The sequence below is a fragment of the Bacillus sp. BB51/4 genome (assembly GCF_008368845.1).
Classification (GTDB): Bacteria; Bacillota; Bacilli; order Bacillales; family Bacillaceae_G; genus Bacillus_A; species Bacillus_A wiedmannii.
This window is the reverse complement of the sequence record NZ_QOSC01000009.1, coordinates 577,116-593,673: the sequence shown is the minus strand read 5'-3', so window position 1 is coordinate 593,673 and position 16,558 is coordinate 577,116. Positions and strand designations below refer to the sequence as shown.

Annotated in this window: 18 protein-coding genes; 16 read left to right on the top strand and 2 right to left on the bottom strand. The window is 35.4% G+C overall.

Features of this window, described 5'->3' with window-relative positions:
- The first annotated feature begins 97 nt into the window (after positions 1–97).
- The 8 genes from DN392_RS14310 (at position 98) to DN392_RS14275 (ending at position 6,732) form a co-directional block, all read left to right on the top strand.
- Positions 98–1,075 carry an aldolase gene (locus DN392_RS14310; RefSeq protein ID WP_048565865.1) on the top strand — a complete coding sequence of 326 codons (978 nt, stop codon included), beginning with the start codon at positions 98–100 and terminating at the stop codon, positions 1,073–1,075.
- Entirely contained in the window at positions 1,026–1,319 is a 294-nt protein-coding gene (locus DN392_RS14305; protein WP_000990396.1) for a lasso peptide biosynthesis PqqD family chaperone, read from the top strand. Before DN392_RS14310 ends, DN392_RS14305 begins: the two co-directional genes overlap by 50 nt.
- A gap of 48 nt (positions 1,320–1,367) precedes the next feature.
- On the top strand, positions 1,368–1,841 hold the full coding sequence (locus DN392_RS14300; RefSeq protein ID WP_048566292.1) for a lasso peptide biosynthesis B2 protein: 474 nt from the start codon (positions 1,368–1,370) through the stop codon (positions 1,839–1,841).
- Between the two features lies 1 nt (position 1,842).
- Positions 1,843–3,030, top strand: coding sequence for a nucleotidyltransferase domain-containing protein (locus DN392_RS14295; RefSeq protein WP_048565866.1), 1,188 nt, complete (start codon positions 1,843–1,845; stop codon positions 3,028–3,030).
- A gap of 11 nt (positions 3,031–3,041) precedes the next feature.
- Positions 3,042–4,838 carry an ABC transporter ATP-binding protein gene (locus tag DN392_RS14290; RefSeq protein ID WP_048565867.1) on the top strand — a complete coding sequence of 599 codons (1,797 nt, stop codon included), beginning with the start codon at positions 3,042–3,044 and terminating at the stop codon, positions 4,836–4,838.
- A gap of 228 nt (positions 4,839–5,066) precedes the next feature.
- Entirely contained in the window at positions 5,067–5,390 is a 324-nt protein-coding gene (locus DN392_RS14285; protein WP_001102620.1) for a PadR family transcriptional regulator, read from the top strand.
- Positions 5,383–5,925, top strand: a complete 543-nt coding sequence (locus DN392_RS14280; RefSeq protein ID WP_000032405.1) for a DUF1700 domain-containing protein — start codon at positions 5,383–5,385, stop codon at positions 5,923–5,925. Before DN392_RS14285 ends, DN392_RS14280 begins: the two co-directional genes overlap by 8 nt.
- Entirely contained in the window at positions 5,926–6,732 is an 807-nt protein-coding gene (locus DN392_RS14275; RefSeq protein WP_033658712.1) for a DUF4097 family beta strand repeat-containing protein, read from the top strand.
- Positions 6,733–6,819: 87 nt separating this feature from the next.
- Here DN392_RS14275 and lexA read toward each other — a convergent pair whose 3' ends face one another.
- Positions 6,820–7,440 (bottom strand): transcriptional repressor LexA, encoded by a 621-nt coding sequence (gene lexA / locus DN392_RS14270; protein WP_000413737.1) that lies wholly within the window; start codon positions 7,438–7,440, stop codon positions 6,820–6,822.
- A gap of 141 nt (positions 7,441–7,581) precedes the next feature.
- Here lexA and DN392_RS14265 point away from each other — a divergent pair, with 141 nt between their 5' ends.
- Positions 7,582–8,238: a YneB family resolvase-like protein gene (locus tag DN392_RS14265; RefSeq protein ID WP_000991476.1), complete on the top strand. Its 657-nt coding sequence runs from the start codon at positions 7,582–7,584 to the stop codon at positions 8,236–8,238.
- Between the two features lie 45 nt (positions 8,239–8,283).
- A complete protein-coding gene (locus DN392_RS14260; RefSeq protein ID WP_001190582.1) occupies positions 8,284–8,523 on the top strand; it encodes a DUF896 domain-containing protein in 240 nt (79 codons plus the stop codon).
- A gap of 39 nt (positions 8,524–8,562) precedes the next feature.
- On the opposite strand, the gene DN392_RS14255 is transcribed toward DN392_RS14260, so the two are convergent.
- Positions 8,563–10,146 (bottom strand): bifunctional metallophosphatase/5'-nucleotidase, encoded by a 1,584-nt coding sequence (locus DN392_RS14255; RefSeq protein ID WP_074650970.1) that lies wholly within the window; start codon positions 10,144–10,146, stop codon positions 8,563–8,565.
- A 184-nt stretch (positions 10,147–10,330) separates the two neighbouring features.
- On the opposite strand from DN392_RS14255, the gene DN392_RS14250 reads away from it, so the two are divergent.
- From DN392_RS14250 to tkt, 6 genes are all read left to right on the top strand, one after another.
- Positions 10,331–11,269 carry a phosphate/phosphite/phosphonate ABC transporter substrate-binding protein gene (locus DN392_RS14250; protein ID WP_088321576.1) on the top strand — a complete coding sequence of 313 codons (939 nt, stop codon included), beginning with the start codon at positions 10,331–10,333 and terminating at the stop codon, positions 11,267–11,269.
- An 84-nt stretch (positions 11,270–11,353) separates the two neighbouring features.
- Complete coding sequence (phnC, locus tag DN392_RS14245; RefSeq protein WP_000569233.1) at positions 11,354–12,127, top strand: phosphonate ABC transporter ATP-binding protein; 774 nt, start codon at positions 11,354–11,356, stop codon at positions 12,125–12,127.
- Positions 12,124–12,918 (top strand): phosphonate ABC transporter, permease protein PhnE, encoded by a 795-nt coding sequence (gene phnE / locus DN392_RS14240; protein ID WP_000996079.1) that lies wholly within the window; start codon positions 12,124–12,126, stop codon positions 12,916–12,918. Before phnC ends, phnE (DN392_RS14240) begins: the two co-directional genes overlap by 4 nt.
- Complete coding sequence (gene phnE / locus DN392_RS14235) at positions 12,918–13,721, top strand: phosphonate ABC transporter, permease protein PhnE (protein ID WP_048565869.1); 804 nt, start codon at positions 12,918–12,920, stop codon at positions 13,719–13,721. The genes phnE (DN392_RS14240) and phnE (DN392_RS14235) overlap by 1 nt, the downstream gene beginning before the upstream one ends.
- Before the next feature lie 74 nt (positions 13,722–13,795).
- A complete protein-coding gene (locus DN392_RS14230) occupies positions 13,796–14,278 on the top strand; it encodes a hypothetical protein (protein WP_048565870.1) in 483 nt (160 codons plus the stop codon).
- Positions 14,279–14,501: 223 nt separating this feature from the next.
- The gene (tkt, locus tag DN392_RS14225; RefSeq protein WP_061672869.1) at positions 14,502–16,502 is read left to right on the top strand and encodes a transketolase; all 2,001 of its coding nucleotides are present in this window, start codon (positions 14,502–14,504) and stop codon (positions 16,500–16,502) included.
- The last annotated feature ends 56 nt before the right edge of the window (positions 16,503–16,558 follow it).

Here is a 16,558-nt window from a genome sequence, read left to right as displayed (position 1 = left end):
GAGTAGCAATTAGATCTTATGTTTCCTATCCCCTTATACATTAGAAGTATAAGGGGTATTTGTAAAACAACGCTGATAATTATTTGGAGTGAGAGAGTTGATTAAAACTACAAAAAAAAATATGTATAAAGTTTTTGGGTTAAGGGTGTTGAGTGAAATTCAATTTCCAGAATTACCTAGAATTAATGAACAAGAAGAAACGATAGAAGTAATAATACGAACTGCTGATTTATTTCAGAAATGGAGTGAATTTACTAACACAGAACAAAATTTTGTAGTTGATAAAAACGTAGTTATGATTCGTATTCCTGATACAGCTATATTTTCTATACAAGAAGGAAAGCAAATAGTTGTTTCACCAATGAAAGAAGCTTGTGAAGATAAGATTCGTCTTTATATACTTGGAACTTGTATGGGTGCCTTGCTAATTCAAAGAGGGATTTTACCATTACATGGTAGTGCAATAAATATTGATGGGAAAGTTTATGCCTTTGTAGGTGATTCAGGAGCAGGTAAATCAACTCTTGCATCGGCTTTTTTAAGTAAAGGATACAAAATTTTGAGTGATGATGTAATTGCTGTGACAGTTTCGTCAGATAAGACTCCAATTGTGATTCCATCTTATCCGCAACAAAAATTATGGGCGGAAAGTTTGAATGCTTTTGGAATGGGAACGGCAAGTTATAATCCGTTGTTTGAACGAGAAACAAAGTATGCTGTTCCTGTACAATCTCATTTTTTCTCTGAACCATTACCTCTTGCAGGTATTATTGAGTTAACGAAAACAGAGGATGAGAATGTTGAATTGATTCGAATCGAAGGACTTGAACGACTGCGTACATTATTTTTGCACACGTTTCGTAAGTTTTTAATTGCGCAATTAAAATTAACAGAGTGGCATTTTACTACTTCTACAAGCGTGATAAACAAAGTAGATATGTTTCATTTGAAACGTCCCAATAATAGGTTTACAGCGCATGAACTTGTATCAATTATATTAAAAACTATACAAGGAGGAGTAATAGATGATGTATACAGAGAGAATTTCTCTAAAGTCTCAGATTGTGCAAAGTGAAGAGAATATTGTGAGTGATATGGATGGGGAAAAAGTGATGCTAAATGTTCAAAAAGGGAAATATTATAATTTGGGACAAACAGGGGGGGAAATTTGGGAACTAATAAAAACTCCAATTATGGTTACTGAACTTGTTAGTACATTGTTGTCAAAGTACAACATTGAACGGAGTGATTGCGAAGAGCAAGTTCTTTCCTTTTTAGATTGTTTATTTCAAGAAGGTTTAATTCAAATAAAAGGTTAATCTAATAGATAGATTCGTAATGTCAAGAGAACTGTTAGGATGGGATTCATGAATATTGTGAAGAGGTTAAGGGTATTTTTATCACTGAACATGGACACAAAGCTTTTATTATTAGAGGCTTTTATTTTTTTAGGGTGGGCGCGTGTATTAAAAAGTATTACCTTCTCCAAAGTTGCACCTTCTTTAGGGGAGTATATGAATGAAACATTAGTTGCTCAAATTGAGCCACACGGAGATACACTAAAGAAGGTGTCTGAAGCTATTTCTATTATGAGTCGTTATACTTTTTGGGAAAGTCAGTGCCTTGTTAAAGCTATAGCTGGGATGAAAATGCTCGAAAAACGTCACATTGAGAGTACTCTTTATTTAGGAACTGCTAAGGATAGTCATGGTGAATTAATTGCGCATGCATGGTTACGGAGCGGTTCTTTTTATATTACTGGATCAGAAGGAATGGAGAAATTTACTGTCGTTGGATCATTTGCAAAGAGGCTAAGTGAGGACACTATTAAAGGAGAATAAAATGGAGAAAGATTTTGGTCTTAATGTAGAGTTCATGTCTAAGGAATTGAAACTGCTTTTTACAATTTTGAAGTTACAAGATGATGAGACAATGCAAACTTATAGTAGTGAATGGTTCATAGATATTGATTGGGAGGTTTTTCTTAAGCAAGCTGTGCATCATCGCGTTTATCCGGTGATATATCAAAAACTTAAACAGGTGGATGAAGAACTAATTCCTTCGCATATTGTACAAACCTTGAATAGAAAATATAAAAAAAATACATTTCAAATGCTTTATTTAAGTGCTGAAATGGAACGAATAAATAAACTATGTAGTGAAAATGAGATTCGTATGATTTTTCTAAAAGGACCTGTACTGTCTCAGGATTTATATGGAGATATTTCTTTAAGAACATCCTGTGATTTGGATGTTCTTATTCCGATGCAAAATTTAGAAAAAGTAGAAGGGCTACTTTGGGAGCAGGGGTATGTAAAAGATGATTATATTCAAACGATATTAAGTGATTGGAAATGGAGGCATCACCATATAACATTTTTCCATCCAACAAGGCGGATCAAACTTGAAATCCATTGGAGGTTAAATCCCGGACCGGGTAAGGAACCTGGGTTTGAAGAGCTTTGGAAGCGAAAGAGAAAAAGTACACTTACGAGTAATTCGGTATATATGTTAGGAAAAGAAGACTTGTTTTTATTTCTTGTATCTCATGGTGCTAGACATGGTTGGTCCAGGTTACGTTGGTTAGTAGATATAAAAAAAATTGTCGGTCAGGATCTTAACTGGAATGAGATTCATAAATTAATGAGAAAATATCAAGTGCTTCATTTAGGGGGACAAGCATTAATTTTGGCGTCACAATTGCTAGGTGTACAGCTAAATGAAAGCATGACGGAATTAGTAGCTAAGAAACATTCGAAGCAGTTAGCACAAGAAGCGCTATTTTATTTCAAGAAAATGATAAATTTACATTCAGAACCTGTTCCTGAAGAAGTACTTTCCTATCATAGTAGACATTTATTTTCACTGATGTCTAATCAACAAAAAATTATATTTATTTTGAGCCAGCTTTACCCTTATCCAATTGATGCAAAAACATTACCGTTGCCAAAATTCCTTCATTTTTTATATTTTCCTTTACGTCCGTTTTTATGTCTTTGGAGGAAAACAAAGAAGCTTGCTTTGTTATAGGGGGGACATCGATGAATCATATTATATATTTTATGAAAAAATTATACTCTTCAGCGGGAAAAATACTGTATGTGAATTTATTTGGTATGGTTTTAATAAGTTTACTTGAAGGGATAGGGATTATTTTATTAATTCCTATGATAAGTATGACTGGAGTAATTAATATAGGCGAGGAGTCTACTTTTATTGCACCTGTCTATAGGTTTTTGCAGGATTTTCCTAAAACGACAAGTCTAATTTCTATTTTAGGTATATATATACTAATAGTGTTAGGTCAAAATCTACTACAAAGAAACATAACCTTAAGGGATGCGAGAACACAACAAGTTTTTGTAAGAGAATTAAGAATAGAAACATATAGTATGATTCTAAAAGCGAAGTGGAGTTTTTTTTTAGAGAAAAGGAAAACAAATCTAATAAATATATTAACTACAGAATTAGCTCGCGTAAGTTATGGGGTTAATTTAATTTTACAATTGTTAGCTGCTATTCTGTTTACATTCATACAGGTGGGGATTGCGTTTTTATTATCTCCCAAAATAACGATATTTGTTTTGGGCTTTGGCTTATTATTCTTGGTAGCTTCTCGTGTTTTTATAAAAAAAGCACGAATACTAGGCGGTAAGACCTCAAAATTGGCACAAGGCTATCTTTCTGGTATAACAGATCATTTTAATGGAATTAAAGATATAAAGAGTAATACTTTGGAAGCATCACGTTTAGAATGGTTACAAACTATAACAGGAAAGATGAGTAACGAACAAATGGAGTATATGAGAATAAGATCGAACTCTCAATTGTTTTATAAAGTTTCAATGGCTATTTTAATTGCATTTTTTATATTATTATCAGTAAGTATATTGAAAGCTCAGCCCACCCAATTACTATTAATCATTCTCATCTTTTCGAGACTATGGCCAAGATTCATGACAATTCAGTCTAATTTAGAACAGCTTGCGGCAAGCATTCCTGCTTTTAAGTCATTATGGGAATTACAAGGGGAATGTATTGAAGCGATTGAAATGCAGGATATACAGCAAAAACATATAAAGCCGATTTGTATAGAACAGGGTATTGAATGTAAGGATATTTATTTTCGGTATAATAAGAAGGAGCCTTTGTATGCGCTTCAAAATATTAATGTACAAATACCAATCAATAGTATGACGGCCATTGTGGGACATTCGGGAGCTGGGAAGAGTACATTAATCGATGTTTTAATGGGGTTGATTCAACCAGAAAAAGGTCAAGTGTTAATAGATGGAACTCCTTTTACAAGTGAAAATTTACTGTCATTGAGACGGGCTGTTAGTTATGTGCCACAAGATCCTTTTTTATTTAATGCAAGCATAAGAGAAAATTTATTGATGATTGAGCCGAATTCGAGTGAAGAACAAATTTGGACTGCATTAGATTTTGCGGCGGCAGCTGAATTTGTACGAATGCTTCCAAAAGGGCTTGATACTCTCATTGGAGATCGTGGAGTGAGACTTTCAGGTGGTGAACGTCAACGACTTGTACTAGCTCGAGCTATTTTAAGACAACCATCCATTTTAGTATTAGATGAAGCTACGAGCGCATTAGATACTGAAAATGAGGTGAAAATCCAATCAGCAATAGAAAGATTGAAAGGAACGATGATTATTGTTGTTATTGCGCATCGTTTATCTACGATCCGTAATGCAGATCAAGTTATTGTTTTAGGAAAAGGTGAAATTGTTCAAAAAGGTGAATTTAATCAATTGGCTAAAGAGAGAAAAGGTGTATTTCGAAATTTGTTAAGGTCACAAATGGAAGTTGGTTCTTAGAGAGGAAAGAGTGAATGAATTTTTGTATTCATACAGTTCGAATCGAATAAAAGCCTGAGTGATGGCCAGTTATAACAGGACATTATTCAGGCTTTTATTTGTACGTTTTCTACATTTAGGGAGTAAATATAAATGAGTACCTTGCAATGAATAATACTAAGTGGTATATTATGGATATGACAGGTACCGTGTATTGAACAGTACTGAAATGAGAAAGGGGGATTGACCTTGAACGTTCAGTTTAAAAAAGGTGTGTTAGAACTGTGTGTTTTGGCACTTGTGAAACGTAAAGATTGTTACGGTTATGAACTTGTACAGCAAATCTCAAATAAATTTTTAATATCGGAAGGGTCAGTGTATCCTTTATTACGTCGTTTAACGAAAGAAGGGTATTTTCAAACGTATTTGAAAGAATCTACGGAGGGGCCGCCTCGTAAATATTATCAACTAACTGAGCAAGGGGAAACGCAACTGAATTTGTTAGTAACAGAGTGGCGTGATTTTGCAAAAGGCGTACAAGAAATTATTGAAGGGGTGGAATGGGATGAGTAAAGAACAGTTTCTTAAAGAATTATCAAGTCATCTTAGAAAGTTACCGGAAGAAGAGAGGAAAGATATTTTATTTGATTATGAAGAGCATTTTCAGTTTGGGAAAGAAGAGGGGAAAACTGAATCGGAAATAATAAAAGGCCTTGGCTCTCCGAAAGTAATTGCCAAAGACTTACTTGCTTTGTATCGCTTTGATGAAATGAAAAAGGACCCATCTACTTCGAATATAACAAGGGCTGTTATGGCAGCGATTGGACTTAGTTTGTTTAATTTTATTATTGTGTTAGGCCCGTTAGTTGCAATTATTGCTTTTATATTTTCCTTCTGGCTCGGTGGAATTGCTAGTGTAGTGACACCATTTTTCGTTATTGGAAAAGTATTTATGGGTACTTTTATATGGTTGGATGTATTCGTTAGTATAACGTTTGTTGGAGTAGGTTTGTTGTTATGTATTATCGCTTATTATAGTACGAAGTGGTTTAAAAAGTTATGCGTACGTTATGTAATATGGAACTTCAAAATGATAAAAGGGGAGTAGATGATGAAGAAAATATTGTTAGTAGCTATCGCTTGTATCATTATTGGAGTAATAGGGATTTCACAAACATATGAAAAAGCAGTGCAAACTGCAGAAGAAGGAAATAAAGAAGACGTAATTAAAAACGAAACACTAAAAAATATAGAAGTTAAGTTAGATGCTGGGGATATTGTTGTCCAAAAATCTCCCGACTCTTCTTTTTATGTAAAGCAATCAGGAGATGTACGTAAACACGAGGTTCGTATTGACGAAGATGGTGACACATTAAAAATTATTGGGGAAAGAGAAAAAGGTGCTTCATTTGATTTTTCTTTTTACGATTTTAGATTTCAAACGTCTACAATAACTCTCCTCGTGCCTGAACGTTCTTACCAAGAGATAAAAGTAAATTCATCCGCTGGACAAATAGAAATAAGTGATGTGAAAAGTGATCATGTAAGTGTTGGAACAATGGCTGGAGAAGTAGATTTGAAACATGTCACAGCTAAGAGTGTGGAGGGATCTACAAAAGCTGGTGAGGTGAACTTTAAAAAAGTAATAGGGAAAGTAACAGCGAAGTCGGCTAGTGGGGAAGTGCATATTATGGATCATGATCCTAAATATGACGTAGAGGCAAGTTCAACTGCTGGTGATGTAGATATAACTTTATTGGAAAAACCACAAGATGCAGTTATAACGGGGCAAAGCGCTGCTGGCGAAGTAATGATTTTTAATGAAGAAAATAAAAATGTAACAATTGGCAATGGTAGTAAAAAGATTAGTGGTAAAACAGCTGCTGGCGATGTGACGATTGAAACTCGTTCATAAGAAATAGAATGTATGAAAATCTATCAAAATACAAAAAAGAAGATAATTACCGTATATAAATAAGGTAATTATCTTCTTTTATTATTCTTAATGTAAATCACGATATACGCCAATTACTTTTCCGATAACTGATACTTGTTTTAAAATGATAGGTTCTAATGAAGAGTTTTCCGGTTGTAGACGGAAATGGTCTTTTTCTTTATAGAAACGTTTAACAGTTGCTTCGTTATCTTCTGTTAAAGCGACTACAATTTCACCGTTGTATGCAGACTGTTGTTGGCGAACAACAACTAAATCCCCATCGAAAATACCAGCTTCAATCATACTATCTCCGGAAATACGTAACATAAATACTTGGTCTGCTCCAGCAACAATGCTAGCTGGAAGTGGGAAGTGATCTTCTACACTTTCAACTGCTGTAATCGGTAATCCAGCAGTAACTTTTCCGACAATTGGAACTTGAATAACAGATTGTGTCTCTGTATCCATTCGGTTGTCACCTAAAATTTCAATTGCTCGTGGTTTTGTTGGATCGCGTCGAATATATCCTTTTTCTTCTAGTCGTGATAAATGTCCGTGCACTGTAGAACTAGAAGCGAGGCCGACTGCTTGACCGATTTCACGTACGGAAGGTGGATATCCTTTTTCTTGTACTTTTAGCTTAATAAAGTCGAGAATGTCTTGCTGGCGTTTCGTTAACTTTTCCATGTTTTCTAACACCTCGTTTTCTTTCATTTTTCTTATTAATAAGTATAACATGCGAAAAAACATTCTACAAACATAAGTTCGAACGAAAGACGAATTTATGATACACTATAAGGAAAATATAGTGAGAAAGAAGGGTTCAAAATGAATGCAATTATTTATGCGCGTGTGAGCACAACAAAAGAAGAACAGGAAACATCATTATTGCGTCAAAAAGATGAATTATTGCATTTAGCTGAGCGCTATCAAATGAATGTTGTAAAGGTGATTGAGGAGCAGGCTAGTGGTTATACAATTGAACGTGATGGCATATTAGAAGTGCTAGATACAATTCGCGATGAACAAGTTGATGTACTTCTCATACAAGATGAAACGCGCCTTGGTAGAGGGAATGCAAAGATTGCATTAATGCACTGTTTACATAAAGAGGGAATAAAAGTATATACGCATACGCATAATGGAGAATTAGAACTCTCTGACTCTGATTCGATGGTACTAGATATAATTGGGATTGTTGAAGAGTATCAAAGAAAGATCCACAATTTAAAAATTAAACGTGGTATGCAACGTGCAGTAGAAAAAGGTTATCGTCCAGAAAATAATTTGAAGAATCGTCATTTAAGCGTAGGACGAGAGAAGAAAGAAGTGCCAATTGAGGAAATTGTACGTTTACGCCGGAATGAATTAACTTTTGAAGAAATTGCAGCAACACTTCGTGGTTTTGGTCATGATGTTTCAAAAGCAACTGTACATCGAAGATATGTAGAATATACAAAGCAATTGCTTGATAAAGAGGACTAACTATTGTATGATAATAATCAGTTTTGAGTAAAAGGGGGATTCGAGATGCAAAGTCACGAACTCATTGAACGCATTAACTTCTTAGCGAAAAAAGCAAAAGCTGAAGGCTTAACTGAAGAAGAACAACGTGAGCGCCAATCGCTACGTGAACAATATTTAAAAGGATTTCGTCAAAATATGTTAAACGAACTTAAAGGAATTAAAGTTGTTAACGAAGAAGGTACTGATGTTACACCGGCGAAATTAAAAGCTTTAAAAAAGCAAGATAATGCAAAATTAAACTAAAAGATGGGCGAAGCCCATCTTTTTTATTTATTATATCCGTTATTTAATAACTTTCCAGTTGTTATTGACTGTTGCTTCTATATTTTTGTGCTTCAATATATAGTTAGCGATAAGTTCAGACATATCTGTTGGTATGTCTTTTATTACGGGCTTATTTTGAAACATAAAGAAGTTCCCTCCGCCACTTGCGCGATAATTATTCATAACGACGTCATATTCTTCATTCATATGAAGTGGAGCGCCTTTATACTGTAAGGATTCTACTCTCTCGCCAATTGGTTTGGAAATGTTTAATACGTACGAAATTCCTTCCCACATATCGTAATTATAGTGTTGCGGCTTTGGTTCTATGTAGGTAGGGTTTACGATGATAGTTCCATTTGCTTTTAATATGAAATAAGAAGCAGAGAGTTCAAGGGCATCTTTTATATCCGCTCCAGTTATTCTAATTACTTTTAATGTATTTGGATAAATATAATTAGAAACGATGTCACGCATTGTTACGCGATTAGGGAAACCTGGAGATGTATTATGGAATAAGCTTGTACAAGAAATGGAAACATTAGCTATATCCATCTGTATTTTATTTATGAATTCAATAAAAGGATGGTCTTGCAAACGAGTTTGCATAGCATCTGAAATTTGCATGTCCCCATAGATTACTCCAATAGGTTGATCGAGCCAATTTTGTGTTTTTTCTTCATAATCGGCAACCAAGGAAAGAATATCTTGGTCAGCCTCAATTCCTTGTACGGGCAATAATTGTGAATAACTCTCTTTTTTTTTCCATTTTTTTTCTGTTTTTTCGAATGTTACTGTTACTTTTCCAACGGAGTGTCCATTGCATCCAATCTGTAAAATTGTTACACCATTCATTACGGTGTGAGCGATTTCCCGGTGTTGGTGGCCTGTTAGTAAAATGTCTATACCTTCAATTTCATGGCACATTGCATATCCTTGGTTTTCACCTGTTAAAACTTCAGTCGGTACCCCAGTTTGTAAATCGCGTTCAAATCCCCCATGGTAGGCTACGACTAATAAATCTGGTTTCTCGTGTTCGCGAATGTAAGAAACCCATCTTTTTGTTGTTTCTAATGCATCTTCAAATTGTAAATCTTGAATGTGATGGGGTTGTTCCCAATTGGGAATGTAATGCGTTGTCATCCCTAAAATAGCAATTTTTATATTTGATTCAATATGTTTTATTATATATGGTTTCCCGAAATAAGGTTCTTTTCTGTTTTTATCTAAAATATTTGCTGATAGATACGGAAAGTTTGCAGTAGAAATAGCATTATTTAATATGTCCATTCCATAATTAAATTCATGATTCCCAATAACTGCAGCATCATAACGTAAATAGTTCGCTAATAAAGACATTGGATTTTTCTTATCTTCTTCGTATGTAGCGTAATGATAAGTGAAGGGTGTTCCTTGTATGAAGTCACCGTTATCAATTAAAAGAACGTTTCTATTTTGGGAACGTTCTTTTTTTATAAGAGTAGAAATTTTGGCTAAACCAATTTCAGCTTGGGAGTTATCTTGGTAGTGAATTGGATAAACAGTGCCATGTATATCACTTGTTAATAAAATGTTTAAAGTTACAATTTGATTTGGATTCAATATCATTCACCTTTTCTATTGTTATCTACTAATTAAGCATATCAAATATATGAAGAGAATTTTAATGAGAATGTATAGAATGTGTAAAGATTCTGTAAATAAGCAATTGTACGTGAAAATGTGTGATATATTTCTTCATGTTTACGGAAGGCAATTTTATAACAACAAAATTGGAGGCATTAATATGTTGAAAAAAGTTTTTGCAATGAGTACGACAGTTGTACTAGCGGCGGGATTATTAAGTGGTTGTGGAACGAAAGAATCAAGTGCAAGTAAAACTGAAGATACGAAAAAAGGTTATGTACCGAAGACTTTAAATGTTCAATTTGTTCCTTCTCAAAATGCAGATACGTTAGAGGCAAAGGCAAAACCATTGGAAAAGTTATTAAGTGATAAATTAAATATTCCGGTAAAAGTTAGCATTTCAACGAATTACAATACAATTGTAGAAGCGATGGCGTCTAAGCAAGTAGATGTAGGGTTTTTACCTCCAACAGCGTATGTGCTAGCGCATGAGAAAAAGGCTGCAAACGTAATTTTACAAGCACAACGTTTTGGAGTAGATGATGAAACGGGAGCTCCTACAAAGGATTTAGTAGACTTTTATAAATCTGAGTTTGTAGTTAAGAAAAATTCAAATATTAACAGTGTAAAAGATTTAAAAGGTAAAAAAATTGGTTATCAAGATGTAACGTCATCAGCGGGGTATGTATGGCCTGCGGCTGTATTGTTAAAAGAGGGAATTGATCCACTAAAGGATGTGAAACCTGTTACATTAAAAGGTCACGATCAGTCGCTGATTGCTCTTTTAAATGGTGATGTAGATGCATCTGTTGTATTCCAAGATGCTCGTAATATTGTGAAAAAAGATTATCCGAATATATTCGATCAAACGAAAATAGTGAAATTTACGGAAAAAATTCCAAATGATACGATTTCGGTACGTTCTGATTTAAATGCAGAGTGGAGTAAGAAATTACAGGACGCTTTCATTGAAATAGGAAAGAATGAGGAAGGTCACAAAATCATTAAAGAAGTATATTCACATGAAGGATATGTTAAATCTGATGATAGTAAATTTGATATCGTTCGTGAATATGGAAAGAAAGTAAAAACGCAATAATACATATGGAAATGGCAGCTAACTGGAAGGCATATGTTTCCAGTTAGTTTGCCATTTTGAATACATAGAAGGTAGGTAAGATGTGTGATAGAATTTCGAAATGTTTCCAAAATGTATCCGAATGGTACAAAAGGATTGAATAATATAAACTTGAACATTCAAAAAGGTGAGTTTGTTGTAATGGTAGGGCTGTCGGGGGCTGGAAAGTCTACACTTCTTAGATCGGTAAATCGCCTTCATGAGATTACAGAAGGAGAAATCTTGATTGAAGGTGAGTCTATTACTGCTGCGAAAGGAAAAGAATTACGACGCATGCGCCGGGATATTGGTATGATTTTTCAAAGTTTTAACCTTGTAAAACGATCAACGGTTTTGAAGAATGTATTAGCTGGGCGTGTTGGATACCATTCGACTTTTCGTACAACGTTAGGTCTATTTCCAAAAGAAGATTTGGAGCTTGCCTTTCAATCGTTAAAAAGGGTGAATATTTTAGAAAAAGCATATGCGCGAGCTGATGAATTATCAGGAGGACAACAGCAACGTGTATCGATTGCTAGAGCGTTGGCGCAAGAAGCAAAAATCATATTGGCAGATGAACCTGTTGCGTCGTTAGATCCGCTAACAACAAAGCAAGTATTAGATGATTTGAAAAAAATTAATGAAGATTTTGGGATTACAACAATTGTAAACTTACATTCTATTGATTTAGCTAGGCAATATGCGACACGCATTATTGGATTACATGCAGGCGAAATTGTTTTTGATGGTTCAGTAGAAGAGGCAACGGATGAAAAATTTGCTGAAATTTATGGAGACGTAGCGCAGAAAAGTGAATTATTAGAGGTGGCAGTTAAATGAATGACGCGACGATATATTCAAAATCGATACCGAAGCCGCCGAGTAAGTTGAAACATATGTTAACGGCTATTCTAGTCATTTTACTGTTGTGGGGAAGTAGTGTACAGGTCGACGCATCATTTTCAAAACTAGTAGTTGGTTTTCCTAATATGATTGATTTGTTAAAAGAGATGGTGCCGCCTGATTGGAGTTATTTTCAAGTTATTACAACAGCGATGTTAGATACAATACGTATGGCGATTATTGGGACGACTTTAGGAGCGATTTTAGCTATTCCACTGGCACTATTTGCGGCAAGTAATGTGTTTACTAGTACATTTTTGTACGGTCCAGCTCGATTGGTTTTAAATTTTATCCGAACGATACCAGATTTATTATTAGCGGCAATTTTCGTAGCTATTTTTGGAATAGGACCACTTCCAGGTATTTTAGCTCTTACTTTTTTCTCAATTGGGCTCGTGGCGAAATTGTTGTATGAGTCAATGGAATCGATTGATCCAGGTCCATTAGAGGCGATGACAGCAGTAGGAGCAAATAAAGTGCAATGGATTGTGTATGGGGTAATTCCGCAAGTGAAAGCACATTTTGTCTCCTATGTTCTTTATACATTTGAGGTGAACGTACGTGCAGCAGCTGTTTTAGGTTTAGTAGGAGCGGGTGGTATTGGGTTGTATTATGACCGTACACTTGGATTTTTACAATATCAACAAACTGCATCTATTATTATTTATACTCTTGTTGTTGTATTGTTAATTGATTATGTAAGTACATTGTTGCGGGAGAAATTATAATGAGTAAAACGACGATAATTGTACCAAAACCGAAGAAACCGAGTGTGTATCGCTGGTTTATTTTTATAGCACTTGCATTTGTTTATGTATGGGCTTTTTCAGGAGTCCCGCTAGAGGGAATAAAGGATACGGCAGGAGAAATTACAAAAGCAATTATGACAGGTGTATTGAATCCAGATTGGTCGTATGTATCTTTGCCAGATGGTGAAGATTTATTACATGGCTTAATTGATACGTTGGCAATTGCGATATTAGGTACATTTATTTCTGCCTTTTTATCTGTTCCATTCGCTTTTTGGGCGGCAACGAATATGAGCAGTGGAAAATTAACGGCAGGAACTGGGAAATTTGTACTTAGTTTTGTTCGTACATTTCCTGAATTAGTTATGGCTCTTTTATTTATAAAAGCTGTTGGACCAGGTTCCTTTGCCGGAGTTCTAGCTTTAGGATTACACTCTATCGGAATGTTAGGGAAATTATATTCAGAAGGAATTGAAAATATAGATAAAGGACCGACGGAAGCGTTAATAGCTACAGGTGCGAATCGCTTTCAAATACTTTGGTATGCAGTATTGCCACAAGTATTACCGGATTTTCTATCGTATACGTTATACAGGTTCGAAATTAATGTACGATCCGCTGCTATTTTAGGTGTTATTGGAGCAGGTGGGATTGGTACGCCTCTAATTTTTGCACTGAGTTCACGCAATTGGTCTCGTGTGGGGATTATTTTATTGGGTATTATTTTAATGGTAATTATCATTGATTTTATTTCAAGTTCGATACGGAAGAAAATTGTATAATTTATTTTAAGCACCTATAAAAGGTGCTTTTTTATATAATAAGAATAATAAATGTGAGCAATAGGGGGGATAATTTGGCTTTACAGCACGAGTTTGTATTTGTTTCGAATGAAGAAAAAGGGTTGGATTTTATAGGTATAGATTGGATTGAACTTTGTTTTCTATATAAAGAAAAGGCAACGATAGATGAGTGTGTTGTATTAAGTGATGAGCTAATCGTATATCTATTAGATTTTACCCATTTGATTCCGACCTATTATCCAGCGAAAAGAGCAGAAGGATTTGGAATTCACTATTATGGTATTACGAAAATAGAACAGCAAGGGGCAGTGATAGCAGAACAGTTATTTTGTTCGCTAGTTAATATGCTTTCTCTAGCGCCAGAAACAATCGAACTGACAGGGCAGTTTCAATGGGAAAATGATAATAATACTGATGGAGAATATGAAAGATACGTATTTGATCGAGATAAATTATGCCAAGATTTAAATTCTTTTATTCGTTTGCTTTGCAGAGTGAAAAATGGGGAAGGATATATTTTGCATTATGGAATTTGAAAATGATGAATAAATATACAGATAATTCCCTTTCTTTTTAAAATAAAAATAATGAAAAAGTATGTCATATTGAATACCCATACATTCCCGAAATCACTGATTTTTTTATGAAAAACCAAAAAAATATCAACATATTTGTCGATACATGTTGTATAATCTTGCGTGGGAAGCTATCATATAAATGTATAAAACGTTTACTAATATAAGCGAAGGGAAGAATAGCATGTCACATTCAATCGAACAACTTTCTATCAACACGATTCGCACATTATCCATCGATGCGATTGAAAAAGCAAACTCTGGTCACCCAGGAATGCCAATGGGTGCAGCACCAATGGCTTATACATTATGGACTCAATTTATGAAACACAATCCAAATAACCCAACGTGGTTTAACCGTGATCGTTTCGTATTATCTGCAGGTCATGGTTCAATGTTACTATACAGCCTACTTCACCTATCTGGTTATGATCTAACAATGGATGACTTAAAGAACTTCCGTCAATGGGGAAGCAAAACTCCAGGACATCCTGAGTACGGTCATACAGCAGGTGTAGACGCAACTACTGGTCCACTTGGACAAGGTATTGCAACTGCTGTAGGTATGGCAATGGCTGAAAGACATTTAGCGGCTAAATATAACCGTGATGCGTATAATGTAGTAGATCATCATACATACGCTATTTGTGGTGATGGAGATTTAATGGAAGGCGTTTCTGCTGAAGCATCTTCATTAGCTGCTCATTTACAATTAGGTCGTCTTGTTGTGCTTTATGATTCAAACGATATTTCATTAGATGGCGATTTAAATCGTTCATTCTCTGAAAGTGTAGAAGATCGTTACAAAGCATACGGATGGCAAGTAATCCGTGTTGAGGATGGAAACGATATTGAAGCTATCGCGAAAGCAATCGAAGAAGCGAAAGCTGACGAAAAACGCCCAACGCTAATTGAAGTAAGAACGACAATTGGTTTCGGTTCTCCAAACAAATCAGGAAAATCAGCTTCACATGGTTCTCCACTTGGTGTAGACGAAACAAAATTAACGAAAGAAGCATATGCTTGGACTGCTGAACAAGACTTCCATGTAGCAGAAGAAGTATATGACAACTTCCGTAAAACTGTACAAGATGTTGGTGAAACTGCGCAAGCAGCCTGGAACACTATGCTAGGTGAATATGCACAAGCATACCCAGAATTAGCAAACGAATTACAAGCGGCAATGAATGGTCTTCTTCCAGAAGGTTGGGAGCAAAACTTACCAACTTATGAATTAGGATCAAAAGCAGCAACTCGTAATTCTTCAGGTGCTGTAATTAATGCAATTGCAGAGTCTGTACCATCATTCTTCGGTGGATCTGCTGACCTTGCTGGTTCTAACAAAACATACATGAATAACGAAAAAGACTTTACAAGAGATGATTACAGCGGAAAAAACATTTGGTACGGTGTACGTGAGTTCGCAATGGGTGCAGCAATGAACGGTATTGCACTACATGGCGGTTTAAAAACTTACGGTGGTACGTTCTTCGTATTCTCTGACTACTTACGTCCAGCAATTCGTCTTGCAGCATTAATGCAATTGCCAGTAACGTATGTATTCACACACGACAGTATCGCTGTTGGTGAAGATGGTCCAACACATGAGCCAGTCGAGCAATTAGCAGCGCTACGTGCAATGCCAAATGTATCTGTTATTCGTCCAGCTGACGGTAACGAATCTGTTGCAGCTTGGAGACTAGCTCTAGAATCTACAAACAAACCAACTGCTTTAGTATTAACTCGTCAAGACCTTCCAACATTAGAAGGTGCAAAAGACGATACGTATGAAAAAGTAGCAAAAGGTGCATATGTAGTTTCTGCAAGCAAGAAAGAAACAGCTGATGTAATCTTACTTGCAACTGGATCTGAAGTAAGTCTAGCTGTTGAAGCACAAAAAGCGCTAGCAGTAGACGGCGTTGACGCAGCTGTTGTCAGCATGCCATCTATGGATCGCTTTGAAGCTCAAACTGCTGAGTACAAAGAATCTGTATTACCAAAAGCAGTAACAAAACGTTTCGCAATCGAAATGGGTGCTACATTCGGATGGCACCGTTACGTAGGTCTTGACGGAGATGTGTTAGGTATCGATACATTCGGTGCTTCTGCTCCTGGTGAGAAGATTATGGAAGAGTATGGATTTACTGTAGAGAACGTTGTTCGTAAAGTAAAAGAAATGCTTTAATGATTTTAGAAAAATCTCTCCGGCATGGAGAGGTTTTTCTATGTAAATGAGTTTTT